The 20,416-nt window shown below is 67.4% G+C and carries 20 protein-coding genes; 9 read left to right on the top strand and 11 right to left on the bottom strand.

Features of this window, described 5'->3' with window-relative positions:
• Positions 1–43: 43 nt before the first annotated feature.
• The 3 genes from ACX12D_RS23900 to ACX12D_RS23890 form a co-directional block, all read right to left on the bottom strand.
• Entirely contained in the window at positions 44–2,182 is a 2,139-nt protein-coding gene (locus ACX12D_RS23900; protein WP_459375944.1) for an alpha/beta hydrolase domain-containing protein, read from the bottom strand.
• Between the two features lie 167 nt (positions 2,183–2,349).
• The gene (locus tag ACX12D_RS23895; protein ID WP_459375943.1) at positions 2,350–2,871 is read right to left on the bottom strand and encodes a DUF2938 domain-containing protein; all 522 of its coding nucleotides are present in this window, start codon (positions 2,869–2,871) and stop codon (positions 2,350–2,352) included.
• Entirely contained in the window at positions 2,864–3,745 is an 882-nt protein-coding gene (locus ACX12D_RS23890; RefSeq protein ID WP_459375942.1) for a class I SAM-dependent methyltransferase, read from the bottom strand. Before ACX12D_RS23890 ends, ACX12D_RS23895 begins: the two co-directional genes overlap by 8 nt.
• A gap of 73 nt (positions 3,746–3,818) precedes the next feature.
• Here ACX12D_RS23890 and ACX12D_RS23885 point away from each other — a divergent pair, with 73 nt between their 5' ends.
• Positions 3,819–4,256 carry a helix-turn-helix domain-containing protein gene (locus ACX12D_RS23885; protein WP_459375941.1) on the top strand — a complete coding sequence of 146 codons (438 nt, stop codon included), beginning with the start codon at positions 3,819–3,821 and terminating at the stop codon, positions 4,254–4,256.
• Between the two features lie 154 nt (positions 4,257–4,410).
• Here ACX12D_RS23885 and pdxR read toward each other — a convergent pair whose 3' ends face one another.
• Entirely contained in the window at positions 4,411–5,856 is a 1,446-nt protein-coding gene (pdxR, locus tag ACX12D_RS23880) for a MocR-like pyridoxine biosynthesis transcription factor PdxR (protein WP_459375940.1), read from the bottom strand.
• A gap of 94 nt (positions 5,857–5,950) precedes the next feature.
• Here pdxR and ACX12D_RS23875 point away from each other — a divergent pair, with 94 nt between their 5' ends.
• Entirely contained in the window at positions 5,951–6,847 is an 897-nt protein-coding gene (locus ACX12D_RS23875) for a DMT family transporter (protein ID WP_459375939.1), read from the top strand.
• Positions 6,848–7,191: 344 nt separating this feature from the next.
• On the opposite strand, the gene ACX12D_RS23870 is transcribed toward ACX12D_RS23875, so the two are convergent.
• A complete protein-coding gene (locus ACX12D_RS23870; protein ID WP_459375938.1) occupies positions 7,192–7,608 on the bottom strand; it encodes a hypothetical protein in 417 nt (138 codons plus the stop codon).
• Between the two features lie 519 nt (positions 7,609–8,127).
• On the opposite strand from ACX12D_RS23870, the gene ACX12D_RS23865 reads away from it, so the two are divergent.
• The 4 genes from ACX12D_RS23865 to ACX12D_RS23850 all read left to right on the top strand — a co-directional run bounded on the left by ACX12D_RS23865 (position 8,128) and on the right by ACX12D_RS23850 (position 11,768).
• Positions 8,128–9,894, top strand: coding sequence for an FAD-dependent oxidoreductase (locus tag ACX12D_RS23865; protein ID WP_459375937.1), 1,767 nt, complete (start codon positions 8,128–8,130; stop codon positions 9,892–9,894).
• Positions 9,895–10,064: 170 nt separating this feature from the next.
• On the top strand, positions 10,065–10,352 hold the full coding sequence (locus ACX12D_RS23860; protein ID WP_253929278.1) for a hypothetical protein: 288 nt from the start codon (positions 10,065–10,067) through the stop codon (positions 10,350–10,352).
• A gap of 258 nt (positions 10,353–10,610) precedes the next feature.
• Positions 10,611–11,297 carry an alpha/beta hydrolase gene (locus ACX12D_RS23855; protein WP_459375935.1) on the top strand — a complete coding sequence of 229 codons (687 nt, stop codon included), beginning with the start codon at positions 10,611–10,613 and terminating at the stop codon, positions 11,295–11,297.
• Positions 11,298–11,369: 72 nt separating this feature from the next.
• Positions 11,370–11,768, top strand: a complete 399-nt coding sequence (locus ACX12D_RS23850) for a hypothetical protein (protein ID WP_441635477.1) — start codon at positions 11,370–11,372, stop codon at positions 11,766–11,768.
• A gap of 47 nt (positions 11,769–11,815) precedes the next feature.
• Here ACX12D_RS23850 and mdtD read toward each other — a convergent pair whose 3' ends face one another.
• Positions 11,816–13,210 carry a multidrug transporter subunit MdtD gene (gene mdtD / locus ACX12D_RS23845; RefSeq protein WP_459375934.1) on the bottom strand — a complete coding sequence of 465 codons (1,395 nt, stop codon included), beginning with the start codon at positions 13,208–13,210 and terminating at the stop codon, positions 11,816–11,818.
• A gap of 195 nt (positions 13,211–13,405) precedes the next feature.
• Between mdtD and ACX12D_RS23840 the strand changes: the two genes are divergently transcribed.
• Complete coding sequence (locus ACX12D_RS23840) at positions 13,406–14,266, top strand: LysR family transcriptional regulator (RefSeq protein ID WP_459375933.1); 861 nt, start codon at positions 13,406–13,408, stop codon at positions 14,264–14,266.
• A 30-nt stretch (positions 14,267–14,296) separates the two neighbouring features.
• Here ACX12D_RS23840 and ACX12D_RS23835 read toward each other — a convergent pair whose 3' ends face one another.
• Entirely contained in the window at positions 14,297–14,806 is a 510-nt protein-coding gene (locus ACX12D_RS23835; protein ID WP_459375932.1) for a copper resistance protein CopQ, read from the bottom strand.
• A 344-nt stretch (positions 14,807–15,150) separates the two neighbouring features.
• Here ACX12D_RS23835 and ACX12D_RS23830 point away from each other — a divergent pair, with 344 nt between their 5' ends.
• Entirely contained in the window at positions 15,151–15,870 is a 720-nt protein-coding gene (locus tag ACX12D_RS23830) for a Crp/Fnr family transcriptional regulator (RefSeq protein WP_459375931.1), read from the top strand.
• Positions 15,871–15,894: 24 nt separating this feature from the next.
• Here ACX12D_RS23830 and ACX12D_RS23825 read toward each other — a convergent pair whose 3' ends face one another.
• A complete protein-coding gene (locus ACX12D_RS23825; protein ID WP_459375930.1) occupies positions 15,895–17,034 on the bottom strand; it encodes an AGE family epimerase/isomerase in 1,140 nt (379 codons plus the stop codon).
• A gap of 375 nt (positions 17,035–17,409) precedes the next feature.
• Here ACX12D_RS23825 and ACX12D_RS23820 point away from each other — a divergent pair, with 375 nt between their 5' ends.
• Positions 17,410–17,682: a hypothetical protein gene (locus tag ACX12D_RS23820; RefSeq protein ID WP_459375929.1), complete on the top strand. Its 273-nt coding sequence runs from the start codon at positions 17,410–17,412 to the stop codon at positions 17,680–17,682.
• Positions 17,683–17,723: 41 nt separating this feature from the next.
• Here ACX12D_RS23820 and ACX12D_RS23815 read toward each other — a convergent pair whose 3' ends face one another.
• The 3 genes from ACX12D_RS23815 to phnL form a co-directional block, all read right to left on the bottom strand.
• Entirely contained in the window at positions 17,724–18,311 is a 588-nt protein-coding gene (locus ACX12D_RS23815; protein WP_459375928.1) for an MOSC domain-containing protein, read from the bottom strand.
• On the bottom strand, positions 18,308–19,558 hold the full coding sequence (locus tag ACX12D_RS23810; protein WP_459375927.1) for an alpha-D-ribose 1-methylphosphonate 5-triphosphate diphosphatase: 1,251 nt from the start codon (positions 19,556–19,558) through the stop codon (positions 18,308–18,310). The genes ACX12D_RS23815 and ACX12D_RS23810 overlap by 4 nt, the downstream gene beginning before the upstream one ends.
• 82 nt (positions 19,559–19,640) lie before the next feature.
• Positions 19,641–20,414, bottom strand: a complete 774-nt coding sequence (gene phnL / locus ACX12D_RS23805; protein WP_459375926.1) for a phosphonate C-P lyase system protein PhnL — start codon at positions 20,412–20,414, stop codon at positions 19,641–19,643.
• Between the last annotated feature and the right edge of the window lie 2 nt (positions 20,415–20,416).

The following is a 20,416-nucleotide window of genomic DNA, read 5'->3' as shown; positions in this document are numbered from 1 at the left end:
CGCCCCGCCCGCCGCATCACCGCCTCTTCAAAAGCCCCTTCCCTCAGGGCAACACGGGATTCGCCTGCGCGCTCGCCACGCGCCGGTCGGCATCCGCCTGCAGCAGGAAGCGCCTGGCCACCAGCCCGGCGGCCACGCTCTGCACCTTGGCCACATAGCCGGCCTGGTCGGTGTAGAGCGACTCCAGCGAGGGCCGCGTATCGCCCGCCGCAATGCGCGCGGCCTCGGTCTTGTGGAAGGGAATGTAGCTGCCGCTCAGGTTGACCAGATCCACAATGCCCGGCGTGGCCACGTAGTTGAACTCCAGGCTGGTGCCCACTGGCGCGTCCACGTCGACGCCGTGGATGCCGGCCTTGGTCAGCCCGGTCAGCGCATCCACCTGCGGCACCAGGATGGCGTAGTCCCGTCCCATGTACGACGGCGGCAGCAAGGTCGGGATGCCGGACTCATCCTGCGGGCGATAGGTCGGGCCGTAGTCGAGCAGCGGGAAGCCGTTGTAACGCGCCAGGTACTGCAGCGCGGGAATCGCGGCATTGCTGCCCGCGCCGGCCCAGGTAATGCCCTTGGTCACGGGGAAGGTCAGCTGGTCGGGCCGCACCAGCGTGCCATCGGCGATGGCCGGCACCTGGCTGGCCGGCGGCGCGACATCGCGAGCCACCCAGTCTTCCAGCGCGACGAACAGCGCCCGGAAGGTATCGGCAAAATCGACCATGGAACCCGCCGGGTACACCGTGGACGCCGGCGCGTAGCTGATCAGCGGCGACTTGCCGCCGTGCTGCGTGCTGGCGTAGTAGTAGATGCGCGCATTGTCAGGCTGCTTCAGGTCGGCAAAGCCGTAGGGATCGGTCAGCACCGGCGAGCCTTGCAACTGCCAGAACTCCGTGCCCGACAGGCCGAGAAAGAACTTCGGGCAAGTCTGCGTAGCGGTGCAGCGCTGCATGACGCCGCCACTGCGCCCGGCCAGCGTGTCCTGGTAGTCGGCAGCCAGCCCGCGCGGCGCGGTCTGTCCGAAGGCGCGATGGTCGGTGCGCAGGCCACCGCCGCCTCCCGGCACGGCAAAGCGCGTGTTGATATTGGTCTGGCGCGCGGCCACATGCGCGTAGATGCCGTCGAACACCTTGCTGCCATCCAGCGCCTGGTTAAAGCCAAGATGCAGGAAGGTCTTCATCGCGTTGCCAGATTGCGAGGTGCCCTGCCCGATGGCAAAGCGCACCGCGCCCGCCACCGGGTTCGGCGTGCCCGCCGAATCCGCGGCCTGGTGCCGGAAAAACGTGATGGTGTCGCGCAGCGCCGCCAGGCCCACGCCCATCACCTTCGGGTCTTTCGCCACATAGGTGATCTCGTAGAGGTAGCCCGGCACGAAGCCGCCCTTGAGGCAGATGTTGGCGGCGTCGGACTTGCCCGGGAAGGGGTTGCCTGCGTTATCGCAGGTGGCGAACTTCCAGTCCGTTGCGGGAATCGCCACGCGCGGGTCGGTCTCGTTCACGCGCCGCGTCAGCGTGTAGCCCGGCAAGGTGTTGTCGAGGCTGGCCGGCGCATAGGGAATCATCGTGCTGTTGAACACGCCGCCCGGCAGGCTCATCGACGGGCTGGCGGCGCTCGGGATCAGTTCCGCCGCATACGGGCCGGTAATGCTGCTGCCGTCCTTGTTCTTTGCCACCGGCACCGTCAGCGTGAGCCGCGCCGCCGAGCTCTTCGGCACATCGCCCTGCCAGGCCGAGTACAGCAGCACGTAACCGCGCTCGAAGTAGAGCGAATCCCCGGGCACCGTGGTGGGATTCGGCATGGTCAGGATATTGCCGCGATTGGGCGCATCGTAACGCAGCACGCCACCCGCCTTGCTCATGTCCTTGGGCTTGAGCATGACGAATTCGGTGGTGTACTCCACAAGGCCGCGGCCGTTCACCGGGGCCAGCGCCAGGTCCTGGATGATGGCGTTGTGCGCATCGGCGGGATCGATCTCACCCTTGAGCGTGCCGGTGAGTTTTTCGTAGGCGCCTACGTTGCCGTAGGTGCCAGGCATGTCTTGCCGCGCGGTGATGGTCAGCGTCATGCCCGGGGTGGCCGCCGCGGTGGACGTGGCAGGGGTGCCCGTATTCGCGCTGTCATCGTTGCCGCCGCAGGCGAGCAACGGCAAAGCTAGCGCCAGCGCCGCCATGCGGCGCGCCAAGGTGGTCTCCATACTTGCTCCTCTCTTGTCATACGCCCTGCTAAAGGGGGCGTTGGCGCAAAGTGTAGGGAGCGCGGCAATATAAGGTAAATGGATAGTTTCGATGGATTATGCGGATAAACCGCTGAATCGCTGCTTTAGGGCGCATAGGCATGGCGGGAAGAACGCGCGTGGCGCCGCTACCAAAAGCTCCGCCATGGCAACGTGTCCAGCCAGCTTGCCACCCGGCCCGCGCCGTAAAGCCCCAGGCCGAATATCCCGTGCGTGACGAGGCTATGGAAGCGCGCGGCGACTGGACGCGGCGTGCGGCTGGCGGCGACGCCGGCGCCCATGGCTGGCTGCATCAAAAAGAAGGGAGCCGCCACGCTGCCAATGCCAACGATCAGCGCAGGGCCGAGCGTCGGCTGATGGACCCAGCCGAGGCCCCAGAATGCGAGCAGCAGGGCCGCAAATGCGATGCCGATCAGATAATGGGCAACCCAGCCAATCAGGCGCTCGCCCCGTACCGGCGGCGAAGCGGCAATGGGATCGTGGCAAAAGCGCCCTCGCGTCAGATGGGCGAGCCAGCGGCCTACCAGCGCATAGTTCAGAGGAGGAATGCCGAGCAGCCACTGTCGAGCCCCGGCCCAGATGTCCATCACCACGGTCGCACCCGCCCCGATCAGGAATGCGTGCATCAGGTAGCCCACTGCGTCAGACATGGGTGGCCCCCTTCAGCGCGCCTGGCGCAGACGGCGCTCGGGCGCAGACCATCCAGCAGGCCGCGGTGAAGCGAACTTCAGCGCCATGCACATAGGGATCGAAGGCGGTGCGGACCGTTTCGATGACCTGCGTGCGCGTGCGCTCGTCCACCTCTTGAAGCATCAGGCCGACGGGACCGAGGCAGGAGAGGTAGCCGAGCAGATCCTTCTCGCGCATGGTGCAGTCCACCTCGATCGGCCGGATGTCGATTTCAGCCCAGCCGCTGCCTTCCAGCAAGGCAGCGATCCGATGCCGGTCCGCGAAAGCAAACTGCCCCGGCGCATCTGGCCGGCGGGCGGGCATGTTCGGCAGCAGCGCTGCCGCGGCGCGCTCGGCCGTCGTCATGAACGGATTTTCCGCGGCACTGCGCCACGCGATAAAACGCAGATCCGCGCCGTCCCGCGCGGCGCGGCGCAGGTTCTCGAAGGCCAGGGCCGGGTTGTCGAAGAACATGACGCCGAAACGCGAAATGATCAAATCGAAGCTTGCGGGCTCGAAGGCGTGGCTCTGCACGTCGGCGCGGATGAAGCATGCGGAGGTGTCTTCGCGTTCGGCGCGCGCCCGCGCGGCGGTGATCATCGGATCCGAGATGTCGGCGCCAATGCAGTGGCCCTTCGCACCGAGCCGCCGCGCAACGGCGAGCGTGGTGCTGCCCGTGCCGCAGCCCACATCCAGCACCCGGTGCGCGGCGCCGGCGCAGGCCGCTTTGACGAGCAGGTCTTCGAAGGGCTTGAACATCTGGTCGAGCGGCGCCTGAGCCTCGACCCAGGCGCGCCCGGAGCGGCCTCTCCAGAGCGCCGCCTGCTCGCTTTCGGCCCGTTGCGTGACGTCCATGATCGTTTTCCTTTGCTGCTCCAGGGAGCGGAAGCTACACTGTGCCAGTTCAAGTCGACTTGAGGTCAAGAGGGTGAAAAGCCTAGACATAGCCGAAGTGGCGCAGCAGTCCGGCGTTCCCGCATCGACGCTGCGGTTCTATGAGGAAAAGGGGCTGGTTGCCTCTACCGGCAGGCGCGGGCTGCGCCGGCTGTTCGATGCCGGCGTGCTGGAACGGCTGGCGCTGATCGCGCTGGGGCGCGCCGCCGGCTTTTCGCTCGACGACATTGCCCTCATGTTTTCCCCGCAGGGGCAGCCGCGCATCGACCGGCAGATGCTCTCGGCCAAGGCGGATGAGCTGGACAGGACGATCAAGAAGCTGAGCGCCATGCGCGACGGCCTGCGCCACGCCGCCGCCTGCCCCGCGCCCAGCCACATGGAATGCCCCACCTTCCGACGCATCGTGCAGGCCGCCGCGTCCGGCGCCCTTGGCGCGCGGCCGAAGAAGGCACCGCAGTCACCGCGAAAGTAGCACCATCGGTGGTCATGCTCACGCTGTAGTAGGCTCGCGTGCCGAGCATATCGCCTCAAAGCCGGATTCCGGCCCACGTCCCATTTCTCCTCCGATTCGACCGAATGCGCCAGGAGATGCACCGCGAGCATCTAGCGCTTGACCGTGCCGGCCCTCACCAAAGCTGGCGCAGCGCCTTCAGCCCCGCCGCGATGCCCGCCTCGTCGATCGCGCCGAAGCCGAACAGCAAGCCCGCGCGGCCCTGCGGGCCGAGGTAGTACTCCTGCGTGGTCCAGACCCCGATGCCCTGCTCCCTCGCGCGCGCCGCCAGCGGCTCGGGATCGGCATGGCCGACGCACAGCGCGGCCAGGTGCAGGCCGGCGGCGCAGGGCACCGGATCGAGCCGGCCGCGGAAATCCGCACGCAGCGTATCCAGCAGCAGCTGGCGGCGCACGCCATAGAGCCGGCGCATCTTGCGCACGTGGCGCGCCAGGTGCCCTTCGGCGATGAAGGCGGCGAGCGTGTCCTGCGCGGTGGCAGCGCAATGCCAGTCGCTGCATTGCTTGGCCAGCGTGAGCGCCTGCCGCGCCCACCGCGGGGCCACCACGAAGCCCAGCCGCAGCGTGGGAAACAGGCTCTTGGAGAAGGTCCCGACGTAGCACACGGATTCGGCGCGGTCGAGGGTCTGCAGGGCGTCGAGCGGGCGCTCCGCGTGGCGAAACTCGCCGTCGTAATCGTCTTCGACGATGACCGCGCCGTGCGTCTGCGCGAACGCAAGCAAGGCCGCGCGCCGCGCCGCCGACATGGCATGGCCGAGGGGGAACTGGTGCGATGGCGTGACGTAGATCACCCGCGCATCGGCGGGCAGCCGTTCCACCACCAGTCCTTGCGCGTCCACCGGCACCGGCACGATCCTGGCGCCGGCGGCAGCAAAGGCAGCGCGGGCCGGCGGGTAGCCCGGGTCCTCCATCGCCACCACGGTGCGCCCGGGCGTCACCAGCACGCGGGCCAGCAGGTCGAAGGCCTGCTGCGCGCCCGCCGTAACCACCACGTCGCCAGCCTGGCAGGCGACCGCGCGCGCAAACGAGACGTGGCTGGCAATGGCCTCGCGCAACGCGGGCTGCCCTTGCGGGTCGGCATAGGCCACCGGCGCATGCGTCATCGCCCGCATTGTGCGCGCCGTCAGGCGCCCCCACAGGTCTGCCCGGAATGCCGACAGGCTGGGCACGCCAACGCGAAAATCAAAGCGCGGCACCAGCGGCGAAGCTTCCCGAGGCGGCAAGGGCGGCGCGCGCCAGAACGCGGCCAGCCGGCGCTCAGCCTCGGGCGCGACAGGCTGCGGGGCTGGCTCGCGCGCGGGCGCCAGCAGCCCCGCCACATAGGTGCCGCCACGATCGCGCGCGACCACGTAGCCCTCGCTCAGCAGCAGGTCGTAGGCGGCCACCACGGTGTTGCGCGACACCCCCCAGGCCTGGGCCAGCGCGCGCGTAGCAGGCAGGCGCAAGCCAGGGCGCAGGCGCCCGTCAAGGATCGCCCCCTTGAGCTGGCCGTGCAGGCTGCGCAGCAAATGGCGCGAGCCGGGTGCTGGCAAGCGGATCGGGAAAGCGAACTCTGGATCCATAAACTTCCTAATTTCTGGCTCTTTTCCGGTACCAGTTTGCCGTCTTATCCTGGCCCTGTCATCCCCCCTGTCATCCCCAATGAGGTGCCTGGAAATGAAACGCTCCGATCTTTCGATGTTGCTGTCGCTGGCCGCCCTGTGGGGCGCCTCCTACCTGTTTATCCGTCTGGGTGCGGGTGAGTTCGGCGCGGTGCCGCTGGCGGGCGCGCGCGCCGGCGGCGCGGCCCTGCTGCTGCTCCCGCTGCTGGCCTGGCGCGGCGGGCTGGCCGGCCTGCGCCGCCGCTGGTGGGCGATCGCCGTGGTAGGGATCACCAATTCAGCGCTGCCCTTCGTGCTGTTCAGCTTTGCCGCGCTGACGATTCCGGCCGGGCTTTCCGCCATGTTCACCGCGGCCACGCCGCTGTTTACCGCGCTCATCGGCTGGCTGTGGTTGCGTGAAAGCCTGGGGGCGCCGCGCGTGGCCGGGCTGGCCCTGGGTTTCGCCGGGGTACTGTGGCTGGTGTGGGACAAGGCCGGGCTGCACCACGGCGCCGCGGGCAAGGCGGCCGGCCTGGCCGCGCTGGCCTGCCTGGCCGCTACCCTGCTCTATGGCTTCTCCGCCAACTTCACCCGCAAATACCTGGCGGACGTACCGCCGCTCACGGTGGCAACGGGCAGCCAGTTCGCATCGGCTCTGCTGCTGTGCGCGCCGGCAGCCTGGCTGTGGCCGGCCACGCAGCCAAGCGCGCATGCGTGGCTGGCGCTGGGCGCGTTGACCGCAGCCTGCACCGCGCTGGCTTATGTGATCTTCTTTCGCCTGATCGCCAAGGCGGGGCCCGCGCGGGCAATGACCGCGCTATTCCTGATCCCGGCCTTCGGTGTCTTGTGGGGTGCGCTGTTCCTGGGCGAGCGCATCACCCCTTCGATGCTGCTGGGCTGCGCCGTGATCCTGGCCGGCACCGCCCTGACAACGGGCATTGTGCGCGGATGGAGCAAGCGCCTGGCAAGCTAGCGAGGCGCAGGGATGCGGACTGAATTGACGGGGCTTGGAAAAAGCTTCGGCGCGCCACAGTGGGCGCGCCGATTCGCATGCAGCGTGGGGGCGCTGCGCTATGCCTTCTTGACCACGGATGCCGTGGATCCCGGGGAACCCTCAGGCCGGAAGTGCCTGAGCCACTACGGTGGCCATGGAGCCGCTGGCAACGCAAATCAGCGCCCAGCCTGCCAATATCCGGAAACTCTGCCAACGGTTCATGATGTGCTCCTGGTATCCGCGCGTCGTTACGGTGACGCCGCGGGGTGATACATGCAATCCGGCACCTCGGTCATCGAGACCCGAGAGGTACCGGTTTTCACTCAGGCCCTTGCGCCGTCGGTGTACACGTCCCGTGCGCCGCTGCGGGCACCGTCGAAGTACGGGTTGCGCTTGTCGTTGCGGGCGCCGTCGGTGTACGGGTCGAACTTGCGGCTGGGTTCAGACGACACGCCGCTGCGATCCAGGCCCGCGACGGTGCGGAAACCATCCGTGTACGGGTCGGTCTTGCCAACGCGGGCACCGTCGGTGAACGGATCGAACTTGCCGGCGCGTGCGCCTTCGGTGAAGGGATCGAACTTGCCGCTGCGGGCGCCATCGCTGTAGACGTCGCGGGTGCGGTATTCATAGCCGTACTTGTCGGCGGTAACGGTTGCGGCGGCCTGGGCGTGGCCAGCAGCGAACGCTGCGGCGAGGGTGGCGGCGGTGAGCAGGGACTTGGCAAAAAGCTTGGTGTTCATGATGTTCTCCAATCGAAGCATGGGTCCGGGGGTCTGCTTTGGCCGCGGGGACCGGGTTTTAGCTGGTTCGTCGTCTTTTTCGCTTTCTTACCTATCACTAGGTAGAGAAGCGAGGCAAAAAAAATGACTTTCGTCTTTGTTACTGATTTGCTGCATTGGAAACCGGCTGGCTGGGCCTTGTCTGCTTGGCGTTACCTTGCTGCGGCATCCATGGAACACATCTTATCTACCTGTAAGTAGATAGTCAAGGGTTTTTACCAGGTTGTACTTACGATATCCATCAATGGCATAAGCAGCACCAACCACAAAGATGAGTATGGATCACTATTTGTGCGCTATCGCCCTTTGATGCCACGCGTGTACTACGCTTTTGGGGGGCGCGGGCAACGAGGGATTGCCGCATCGCGGCATCGCGAGCAAACTCTCCGGGCCATGCCCGGGCATCCCCGCGCACGCATCAGCAGCACTCGACTCATCCGCACCAGCGCCAGCGCGGTGCCACCGGGAGGCCTTACAGCCATGAGCGCAGACAACGCTATCGGAAGCCTGGAACCCCCTGGCCCGCAAGCCATCGATGCGGCGGGCCTGGCCATCGATCAGGAGGCGGCCACCGCGGCGTTCTCCCCGATGGAGTCACGCCGCCACCAGATGTGGCCCCTGCTTACCGCCGCCGAGATCGTGCGGCTCCAGCATTTCGGCACACTGCGGCAGTGGCGCGCCAATGAATACCTGTTTCGCACCGGCGACCCTGCCCACGGCATGGTGGTGGTATTGCGGGGCCGCGTGCGCGTCTTGCAGCGCGACGCGCGAGACCGTGCGTCGGTGGTCGGCGAGCACGGGCCGGGCAGCTTTCTTGCCGAGGTGGGGCAGCTATCGGGCAAGCCCGCGCTAGTCGACGGCCTGGCGCTGGAGGACATCGAGGCCATCTCGATTCCACCCGATCGGCTGCGCGCGCTGATGGTCGCGGAAGCCGATCTGGGCGAGCGGATCATGCGTGCGCTGATCCTGCGCCGCGTTGGCCTGATCGAGCGCGGCAATGGCCCGACGCTGCTAGGCCGCGGCAGCGACGCGCGCCTGCTGCATCTGCAGGCGTTCCTGCGGCGCAACGGCTATCCCCACACCGTGGTCGATGCGGATACCGATCCCGATGCGTGCGCCCTGCTCGATTTCACCGCCGCCGCGCCCGGCGATTTTCCGCTGGTGATCTGCCCCGGCGGCGCGGTGCTGCGATGCCCGGACGCAGGTCAGCTTGCCACCTGCCTGGGCCTGCTGCCCGAATTCGACCCGGACTATATCTACGATGTGATCGTGGTGGGTGCCGGTCCGGCGGGTCTCGCCACCGCGGTGTATGCCGCGTCCGAGGGCCTGTGTGTTGCGGTGTTCGACAGCCTTGCGCCAGGCGGCCAGGCCGGCGCCAGCTCGCGCATCGAGAACTATCTGGGCTTCCCCACGGGTATTTCCGGGCAAGCTTTGGCCGGCCGGGCCTTTGTGCAAGCCCAGAAGTTCGGCGCGCACCTTGCCATCCCCTTGCAAGTGAGCGCGCTGCATTGTGGCGAGCATCCGCAGCGCGTCGAACTGAGCGATGGCCGCAAGATTGCGGCCCGGACCGTGGTCATTGCCAGCGGCGCGGCTTATCGCCACCCCGCCATCGCGGCACTCGATCGCTATGAAGGACGCGGCGTCTACTACTGGGCCTCCCCGGTGGAAGCCCGCCTGTGCAGCGGCGAAGAAGTCGTGCTGGTGGGCGGCGGCAATTCCGCCGGGCAGGCCGCTGTGTTCCTGGCCGCGCACGCCAAGCGCGTGCACATTCTCATCCGGGCATCGGGGCTGGAGGCCAGCATGTCGCGCTACCTGATCGAGCGCATCGCGGCCCAGCCCAATATCGAACTGCATACCGGCACGGAGATCGTCGCCCTGGGCGGGGAAGAACGTCTGGCCACCATCGGCTATCGCTCGCGCGACAGCGATCGCGTGACCGAAGTGCCGGTCCGGCATCTGTTCCTGTTTACTGGTGCCGATCCCAATACGGGATGGCTCGCCAGCTGCAATGTGCGCGTGGACGCGAAGGGATTCGTGCTGACCGGCACAGACACGGCGCATGAAGGCACCATGCCGGCATCCACGCTGGAGACCAGTGTGCCAGGCATCTTTGCAATCGGGGACGTGCGCTCGGGTTCCACCAAACGGGTTGCGGCGGCCGTGGGCGAAGGCGCGGCGGTGGTCGCGCAAATCCACGGCTACCTGGAAAAAATGAAACAGCCGGAGCCGGGAACGCTTGCCATGTAAGCATTGCCGGGCGCCTTGCAAACACCGGACGATCAATTTACTCTTGCCGCTGCACGCCGGCAATCGACCGTGTGGACGGCGCGCGACAGGGCCTGAAATGCGCTTTTATTTACTATATTAGTTGCATGGCAGGAGCTTCAATTCGAAGCCGTCGATAGCGGGAGGTTTCCATGCGTTCGCTTGCAGACATGTTTAGTCCGCCCACCCCGGAGAAAATCGCAGCAAGGGAATTGCAGCAAATGCGGCTTACCTTATTCCAAGCCGAGCGTCGCCTGCTGGAGGCACAGATGCAGGTCGACTACTACCGCGACCTGGTCGCCTTCCTGGAGGAGGTGACCGCCTCCGGCGTCGAGAGCGTCGTGGACAAGCGGCGCGCCCCCGTCGCCGCGGAGCATGCGCAAGCGCCCCGCTCAGCGCCCGGCCTTATCACGGTGCCTACCGTACCTTCAGCAGCCTGACGGTTTGCCGTCATGCCGTGCCGCGCGGCTTGAAGCCGCCGCGGCCATCCGCTCGCATGACACACAGCGCTTGCTGAAGCGTTCCCGATTGCCCAGCCACCGGCACCGCGCCGGCGCTGTGCGATACTTGCCGCCTCACGCGGCCATCCCCATGCCATGCGCCCAGCCACATTGCCCCGCACCGGGCGGTTGTGCCCGGCGCGCTCGCCGTGCCGGCAAGGGGGGCCCGATCAGGATCCGGGAACAAGGAACATCGAAATGAGCGCACTGCTGCCAGCCATTGAAATCGAAACCACGCCGTCACCCACATGGTCGGTTATCTGGATGCACGGGCTCGGCGCCGACGGCAGCGATTTCGTGCCCGTGGTGCCGGAGCTGGGCCTGGCGTCCGCGCCCGGCGTGCGTTTCGTGTTTCCCAACGCGCCGGCCATCCCGGTTACCTGCAACGGCGGCTACGTCATGCCGGCGTGGTACGACATCGAGTCGCTCGATGACGCGCGCCGCCATGCGGACGAGGCCGGAATCCGGGTCTCCCGCGATGCCATCCGCGCCCTGATCGCGCGGGAAAACCAGCGCGGCGTGCCCAGCCACCGTGTGGTGCTGGCGGGGTTCTCGCAAGGCGGGGCCGTGGCCTATACCACAGCCCTGACGCATCCCGAAGCGCTGGGCGGCATCATCGCCCTTTCCACCTATATCCCCGCGCCGGCAATGCTTGCCGCCGAGTTCAGCGAAGCCAGCCGCGCCACGCCGATCTTTGCCGGACACGGCACCGAGGACGACGTGGTGGCCGTGCAGCTCGGCCTGCTGGCGCGCGACACCGTGGAAAAACTGGGCTGCAAGGTGGAATGGCACACCTACCGCATGTCGCACTCGGTCTGCATGGAAGAGATCAAGGCGATCGGCGCCTGGCTGAATGCGCGCTTCGCGGCGGCCGAGAAATCCTGACCCGCACGGACGCCGCCCCGACATCCGATAGCGTGGTAGGCTCGCGCCCCACCGCACGATTTGCAAGTCATGATGAAAACCTCTCCCCCCGACGCTTCCGCCCCCACGCCAGCGCCCGCGCTCAAGCTCGACTTCGATACCCGCAAGGCCTTGCTGTTTGCACTTGCCGCCGAGCGCTTGTCGGCATTCTACGAACACCGTCAATGGATGACCGATGCCCAGGGGGCCACCCTGGCGAGCCTGTGGCTGTCGCGCTCCAAGCTGCAGCTGGCGCTGGCCGAGCGGCGCTTGCTGTCGCAACTGAGCGATCAGTTCGCGCGCCAGCTCGCCGGCACGCTCTCACGCGAGGCCGGGCTGTACACCGCCCACGAAATGATGGAAGCGCTGGACCCCAACTACCAATCGGCCTTTGCGCACGACCTGCTCGACGAGTGCGAGCGGCTCCTGCATGAGAACGGCGTGACTGAGTAATGAGCGGGCAAGCCGGTGCGCGGCGCATCGCGTCCCGCCATGGCGTATCAGCGGCTGGCCACCCTGGCCGGGCTGCGGCTCTTGTCGAATTGCGCGGCATCGAGCCGCCGAAACACCAGCGCCGATAGCAGTGTGATCATGCCCACGGTAAAGAACGCCAGCCGGTAAGCTGTGCCAGCCACGCCCAGTTGGGCTGTGAACATGCTGACCAGGCCGCCGCCGATGGTGACCCCGAGGCCGATTGCCAGCATCTGCACCATCGAGAACAAGCTGTTGCCGCTGCCCGCGTCCTCCACGCTCAAACCCTTGAGCGTCACGCTGTTCATGGCAGCGAATTGCATGGAGTTGGTGGCCCCGAACAAAGCGAGCTGCGCAATGGCAAGGCCCACGGGCCAGCCCGGCGCAATCGCCGCGAACGAGGCGATCGAGCCACCTACCAATACCGTGTTGACCAGCAGGAAGTTGTCATAGCCAAAGCGCTTGACCAGCGGCACGATCCAGCGCTTGGCGAGCACGCCGGCCAGCGCGGCCGGCAGCAGCATCAGCCCCGAATGCAGCGGCGAATATCCCATCTGCAACTGCAGCAGCAACGGCATCAGGAACGGCACCGCGCCCGAGCCGATGCGGCACACCAGGTTGCCGGCCAGGCCCACGCTGAAATTGGGCTCGCGGAACAGCGCCAGCCGGAACAGCGGATTTTGACGCCGCCGCGCATGCGGGATGTAGAGCAGCGCGGACAGCAGGCTCAGCGCGAACAGGCTGCCGCTCCATGCCGCGTGGCTTGCCTCGTGCGGGGTGTCCAGCGCCAGCGAGAACGCCACCATGCAAAGCGACAGCAGGCCGCAGCCAACAAAGTCGAACGGTGGCGCACGGCCAACGGTGTGGTCGGGCAGGTAGCGCAAGACCGCCAGCATCCCGATGGCGCCCACGGGCACATTGATCAGGAAGATCCAGTGCCACGCCACCGACTGCACGATCCAGCCGCCCAGCACCGGGCCAAAGATCGGCCCGACCTGCCCCGCCACCGAGACAAAGGCCAGCGCCGCGATGTATTGCTCGCCGGAGACGCTGCGCAGCACCGCCAGCCGGCCGATCGGCAGCAGCATGGAGCCACCCACGCCCTGGATCACGCGGGCAATCACGAGCTGGTCCAGGCTCTGCGCACCCGCGCAGAACAGCGAGCCCAGCACGAAGATCAGGATCGCGGCGAAGTACACGCGACGGGTGCCGAAGCGGTCGGCCAGCCAACCCGAGGCCGGCGTGAGCATGGCCATGGTCAGCGTGTAGGCCACCACCACGGGCTTCATGTCGAGGGGGGTTTCGTTGAGGCTGCGCGCCATCGCGGGCAACGCGGTATTGACAATGGTGGTGTCGAGCGTTTGCATGAAAAAGCCCGCTGCGACGATCCACAACATGGCCTTTTGCGAGGTTTGGCTGGTCATCTGGTACGTCTCGAGGCAAATGCAAGTGCCGGCAATCAGGGGCAATGACCGGCGTGGCATCTGGAATGGACCGTGGAAGAAGCGATCGGGCCAAAACCAGTGCCAGGAATGCAGCCGATGTTAATACCGGCCATGCCAATCGGGAACCCTGCTAGGTATATTGACTGTCATCGGAAAATCCGATGACAATGCGGCATGCTCAACCCCGTCTGGATCAAGACCTTCGCCACCGTAGCCGCCGCGCACAGCTTTACCGACGCGGGGCGCCAGCTCGGCCTCTCCCAATCCAGCGTCAGCGACCACGTCCGGCGCCTGGAACAGCACGTCGGGCGCCGGCTCTTTGTGCGCGATACCCACACCCTGGCCATGACCGCCGACGGCGAGGCGCTGCTGGCCCACGCGCGGCTGATCCTGGATGCCATTGCGCGCGCGGAATCCCAGTTCAATGCGCCGCGCCTGCAGGGCCGCGTGCGCCTGGGCACTTCCGATGACCTCGCGCTGGGCCCCCTGCCCAATGTGCTGGCGGCGTTTCGCAACTCGCATCCGGATGTGGAACTGGAGATCACCATCGGCATGACCGGCAAGCTCTACGAGCTGATGGATGCCGGCGCGCTGGACCTGATGATCGGCAAGCGCCGCGAAGGCGATCGGCGCGGGTCTCCGTTGTTCAGGGGCAAGCTCGAGTGGCTAGCCCGGCCCGGCACGGTGGCGGACCTGCGCCAGCCGCTGCCGCTGATCCTGGTGCCCGAGCCCAGTGTCACGCGCGCCATCGTGCTCGATACGCTGGCCAAGGCCGGGATGCGCTGGCAGATCGTCTGCACCAGCAGCAGTCACTCAGGCTGCATCGCCGCCGCGCGCGGCGGGCTGGGCATTACCGTGCGCGCGCAATACCTGTCCGGGCGCGGGCTGTCGCCGCTGGTCAACGGCGACAGCCTGCCGGCGCTGCCGGAGGTGGAGTTCATCTCGCTGCGCGCGGGCCGCCTGAGCCGGCCCGCCGAAACGTTGCTGCAACTGCTGCAAAAGAGCGATCTGCGCGGGTCCTGGCTGGACGAGTAGCCAGCCCCTGCGCATTGGGCCGCGCACGGCTCAGGCAATCGCGCCGTCCTGGTACACGTTGAAGCTACGGGCCGGCGGCGCTGAAACGCCGCGGGTATCCATGCCAGCCACCTTCTGCGCGCCATCGACGAACGGGTCGATGCTGCGCGCCGGATCGGAGGACACACCAGTGCGATCCAGGCCAGCGATGCGGGCGCCGTCGGTAAACGTATCGAGCTTGCGCGCACCATCGGTGAACGGGTCGATGCTGCGTGCCGGGTCGGCGGAGGGGCCGGTGCGGTCCAGGCCGGCGATGCGCGCGCCATCGGTAAAGGGATCCACCATGCGGGCGTGAGCACCGTCGGTGAAGGTATCGAACCGCCCGCCCCGTGCGCCATCGGTGAAGGCGTTCACGGGCGCGGTGCGCGCCCCGTCGCTGTAGATATCACGCACGCTGGCGGCTTGGGCGCTGCCCAGGGCAAGCACGGCGCCGGCGATGGCGGCGGCAAACAGTGACTTGGTGAACGACGTGGTGAGCGACTTGGTGAGGTTCGGGTACATGGCAATCTCCAACTGGGTGAATGTGCCCATTCGTCGCCGCCACCCACAGGAACTTACAGGTTTTTTTCAGATTGTTTGCGCCGATCCGTCCGCCGCATCCCCGCGCGGCGCCCCGGCCACCTGAACCCTCCCCCCGTCAAAAGTATGAACCCGGGGCTGAATCCAGCCGAAAGCATATCCCCCCAATACCGTGGCGATCTCCAACCTCCGGCCAGTGTCGGCAAGCGCACGCATGACGCTTAATACGTTAACGGGTCAAGCCCGGCTGCGCGGCATACCGAACAGAGAAAAAACCAAACGGCTGGCACAGCCGCCGCGACCTTTCGACTTGGGGAGACAAGGGGATGATCGATACCGAACTGGATCTGGCCGGCAATCACTTGCTGGGCGCCCTGCCGCCGCACGAGCGCCGCTTGCTGCTGCCGCGCCTGGATAGCGTCAGCCTGCGCACCGGGCAGCTGTTGAGCGATTCCGGTCAGCGCATCCGGCATCTCTATTTCCCGAACACGGCGGTGATCTCGATGATGTCGCTGCAGGAAAGCGGCGCCACCGTGGAGCTGGCCTCCGTGGGCCGCGAGGGGCTGGTGGGGCTGCCCGCGCTGACCGGCGCCGAGACCATGCCCAACCGGATCGAAGTACGCAGGAGCGGCACCGGCTTTCGCGTTGCCGCGAGCGACCTGCGCGCGATCTACCCCGAGCTGCCCACGCTGCAGCGCATGGCCCTGCTCTATATGCAGGCGCTGCTCACGCAGGTGTCGCAGACGGCCGTCTGCATCCGCCACCACTCGCTGACCACGCAGTTGTGCCGCTGGCTGCTGCTGGCGCTGGACCGCTCGCCCTGCAATGAGCTCGACGTGACCCAGCAAACCATTGCGGACATGCTTGGCGTGCGCCGCGAAGGCGTGACCGAGGCGGTGGGCAAGCTGGCGGAGCTGCAGATGATCCGCCACAGCCGCGGCCATATCACCGTGATCGACCGGGCCGGGCTGGAGGGCTTTTCCGGCGAGTCCTACCGCATCGTGCGCAACGAGTTCGACCGTTTGCTCAGCCGCGCGGCCGGCTGATGCGGTGGTGGATCCGCCAGGCCGTCAATCCTGCGGCAGTGCCTGGTACGCGGTGGCAAGGTGATATGGCGTGGTCGAAGGCATCTCCGCCCGCTCCACCTTGCCGGCAGGCGACAGGCACTCATGCCAGCCGCCCGCGTGCAGGAATCGCGCCGGGTAGGCTCTCAGCCAGGCCTGCAGGTGCGCCAGCGCCGCGCTGTCGCCGCGCACCGCCAGCGCCCGCGCGAGTTCGGTCTGCGCCCAGATGCGCTGGATCGGGTCACGCGGCGAGCCGTCCAGGTGCAACGCTGCCGCCACGCCCATGGTGCTGGTGTCGACGCCGTGCCGCAGGGCGAAGCCGAAGGCGCGTGCCAACGCTTGCGCGAGCCCGGAGCCCTCGAACAACGCGGGCGCGCTGGCAAGCAGCGAGAACCACTCGAACTGATGGCCGGGCTCGACCCGGTTGCCAGCGCGATCGGTGCACATCGGCAGCTCGGCAATGCAACCGGTCGCCGGATCGACAAAGGTAGCCAGCACGGCGGCGGCAATGCCGGCCAGCCGGTCCGCATAGCGGCGCTCCCCGGTGACCTCGAACGCCGCCAGGTAGGCCTCGGTCAGGTGCATGATCGGGTTTTGCTGGGGCGGCCCGCCTAGCGGGCGAAGGTCTTGCGCTAGCGCGGCATGGTACAGGCCATCCGCGGTGGCGAAACGCTCCTCGATCAGCCGTGTGGTGCCATCCAGCAAGGCACGCGCCTGCGTGCTGCCCGAGCGCTTGAAATACGCCGCGCAGGCAAAGACGACGAAGGCGTGGGTGTACAGGTCCTTGGTGGTATCCAGCGGCCGTCCCTGCGCGTCGATGCTGTAGATGAAGCCACCCTGCCCGCCATCGGCAAAGCGGCCCCCGAGCGAGGCGAACAGGCGCGCGGCATGGGCGGCCCCATCCGTGCCGTCGCACTGCGAAAACACATAGAGCTGGCGCGCGCAGGCCATGGCGCGGTAACGCGCCACCGGCAAAGGCTGCTGGCCGGTGCCGGACAGCGCCTCATAGGGCAGCTGCATCGTGGCGTTCCAGCCCGGCCCGGTCCAGAGCGGCAGGACGGCGGCATCGTAATGCGCGCGCAATGCGGCGAAGGAAGCGGCCTTGGGATCAGCACCAGCGGTGACAAGGGGTGGCGTAACGTTCATGCGGAAAGGGAAATCGGTAGGAGGCGCGTATCTGCCACCCGTGGAATATACCTCAGCCCGCCAGCCGGTCTTCCCGAGCGGCGGTGGCGGCGCAGGGTACCGCCCTCGTCCCATTAGCGCTTTGACGCCGACGGCAAGCTTGATCCCGCCAATAAATCGCCTAACCTTACGGCGTGGCCCTTTGAATCGATCGCCGCAGTAAGCGGCTTTTGCGCCGTATTCCGCGCTTGCCGCGGCGTCCCGGCCACATTCCTGGTTTGTGCAGGTGACATGGACGGAAGGCCCCCCCCGCCTCCCGTCCAGCCGGTTCACCAAGCACTTCCGGCCCGTCCGGAGCCCGCCGGAGGCCGCGCCCATGCTCCATGGGAGAGCAACATGGAAAAGCCGGTTGTAAGTCCCTTGCGTTTTGTCGAACTACTCAACGCCAGGCTGCCCGCCCATCCCCTGTATCAGGAAGGGATGCGCGTGTACGCCATTCCCAATCATTCGGAACACCCTCACAGCCTGGTCTGCGTCGGCCCGCGAGGCGTCAAGGGCGTCTGCGCGACGGTGGAGCTGATCGTGCGCGGCGAGTGCGAGATCTTCCCCGACATACCGGGCGACTGGCACGGCTCCCAGCACGGAACCGTTCGCGCGTCGCATCGCTAGGGCTGCGCCACCCCACCCGTACCTTCATCCACGCGTCCTGCTCAAACCCGATCCAGCCTCCGGTGAGGCTCGGGCGGCAGCGTCACGCGGATCGCGTCGTGCGCGCGCACCAGTCCGCCGGCCAGGACAATGCCCATGACGCCGGCCTTGCGCACCAGCTTGCCTTCATCGTCCCGACCCAGCACCCGCGCAAGCAGGCCCGGCTGGAAGCGTTCGATCTGCGCGCAGGGATTGCGCAGCCCCGTGATCTCGACCAGCGCGGTGTCGCCCAGGTGCAGCCGCGCGCCGGTTGGCAGCGCCAGCAGGTCGATGCCCCGCGTGGTGATGTTCTCGCCCAGCGCGCCAGGCGCCACCGCATGGCCGGCGGCCTGCAGCATCGCCTGCAGTTCCACCGATAGCAGATGAACCTGCCGCAGGTTCGGCTGGCTAGGGTCCACCGCCACGCGGGAACGGTGCTTGACGGTTTCCCCCAGATGCGCGTCACCCTCGACGCCCAGCCCGGCCAGCAGGCGGATGACCGGCGCCACCGCCTTGCTGAAGGTGTGCGTGGCGCTAAGGCTTACCGCGGCCACACTGCCCGCCTGCGGCGACTCGGCCCACCCGTTGCTAATATCCGCCGCGATGGTCATGCCGCCGCGCGCCCTGGCTCGCCCGGTTCGTCCGATGCGTCCGGCAGCGGCATCTGGACCAGGCCTGCGCTGTCAAGCGCCAGGGCGCCCGCCGGATAGCGCGCGGCAAACACCAGGCGGCCCGATGACCACGTATGCGTCACCAGCGGCTGTCCGGCCACCATGGCAACCGCTACCAGGTCGGCGCGCAGCCCGGCCCCGATGCGCCCGCGATCGGACAACCCACAAGCCGCGGCCGGGTTGGCGCTGACCAGCGCGGCGGCTTGCGGCAGGCTCAGGCCAGCAAGGCGTTCCGCGGCAAAGGCGGCGGCAATCAGCGTGGACGGCTGGTAGTCCGAGCATAGGCAATCCGCCACCCCGGCGCTGATGGCGTCGATGGCGCGCATGGAGCCGCTCTGGCTTTGGCCGCGCAGCACATTGGGCGCGCCAAGGATGGTCGGCAGCCCCTTTGCCTTGGCGGCCTGCGCCGTCTCCAGGTTGATCGGGAACTCGCTCATGCGCACGCCCAGCGCATGCATGGTGGCAATACGCTGTGCCGAGTCGTCGTCATGGCTCGCGGCCGGCACCCCTACGCGGGCGGCCAGCGCCAGCAAGCGTTCAACCCGGTCCAGTGCGCCGTGCTTCTCCACCAGTTTCCTGTCGGCGGCGGCATGGGCCTCTTCACGGCTCATGGCGTGGTTGCCCATCATGTAAGCCAGGTAGGACTCCAGCGTCTTGAACTGGCCCTGCCCGGGCGAATGGTCCATCACCGAGACCAGGTCCACCAGGCCGGCTTCCACCAGTTGCTCCAGCACTGGCAACGCGCTGGCGTCGGTGACTTCATAGCGGCAATGGATGCGGTTATCCACCAGGCTGTGGCCGCGGAAGGCGGCGACGGCGCGCACGAGCTCGCCGGCCGTGTCGAAGTTACGCACGCCGAACGAGTTACCGGCGAACGATACCGCGTGGTAAGGCGTGGTGATGCCCGCGGCGGCGTTGCGGCGATCGATCTGCGCCACGGCAAAATCCAACGGGAACATCACCCGCGAGCGCGGCTCGGCTTCTTTCTCGATCGCGTCGCAATGCAGGTCGACCAGGCCGGGCAGCAGCGTCTGGCCACGCAGGTCGATCACCTGGGCGGCACGCGGCACGGCGGCGGCATCGGGCTCGATGGCCGCGATGTGGCCATTGTCGATCAGCAAGGCGCTGTCGGCCAGCACGCCGTCGGGCAGGACGATCCGTGCATGAGTCAGGTAAGCAGGAAGCATGGTCGGTTCCGGGAACGAGTGGGAACGATGGGGAACGAGTGGGAGCGCTTGGGAACGAATGTATGCGATCAGGATGAATGGCTCAGCCCGCGACAGCCGCAAGCTTGCCGGCCGGCGCGGCCTGCGTGACAGCCGGCGGGTGCAATGGCAGCAGCCTGGTGGCCACCGCCTCGCGCACGGCTTCATCGTGGAAGATGCCGACCAGGCACCGGCCCTCGGCCAGCGCTTCGCGGATCAGCGCCACCACCACCGCGCGGTTATCCGCGTCGAGCGAGGCGGTCGGTTCGTCGAGCAACAGCACCGGATGGCCGCCGATCAGCCCGCGCGCGATGTTCACGCGCTGCTGCTCGCCGCCCGAGAAGGTCGCGGGCGGCAGGCTCCACAGCCGGCCCGGCACCTGCAGCCGCGCCAGCAGCACCGCGGCACGCTCGCGCGCTTCGCCGGCACTGGCGCCGCGCTGCTGCAGCGGCTCGGCCACCACATCGAGCGTGCTCACGCGCGGGATCACATGAAGGAACTGGCTGACATAGCCGATCACCTCGCGCCGCAATTGCAGGATGCGTTGCTCTGGCGCGCGGGTCAGCTCCACCCACGCGTCGTTGTCACGGATGCGGATGCTGCCTTCGGTGGCCAGGTAGTTGCCGTACAAACACCGCAGCAGCGTGCTCTTGCCCGCGCCGGAACTGCCGGCCAGCACCAGGCATTCGCCGGCGGCGGCATCGAAATCGATGGCCTGCAGCACGGGCAGGCGCGTGCCGCCCTGGTTGTGCAGGATGAAGGTCTTGCCGAGGCCGCGCACCTGGATGCGCTGGGCGTCGGCGGCCATGCTTGGATCGTGGTAGGCGTCGTGCGTCATGA

It is taken from the genome of Cupriavidus sp. PET2-C1 (genome assembly GCF_054515855.1).
Note: the sequence above shows the minus strand (reverse complement) of the source record. Positions and strands in the feature narration are given on the sequence as shown.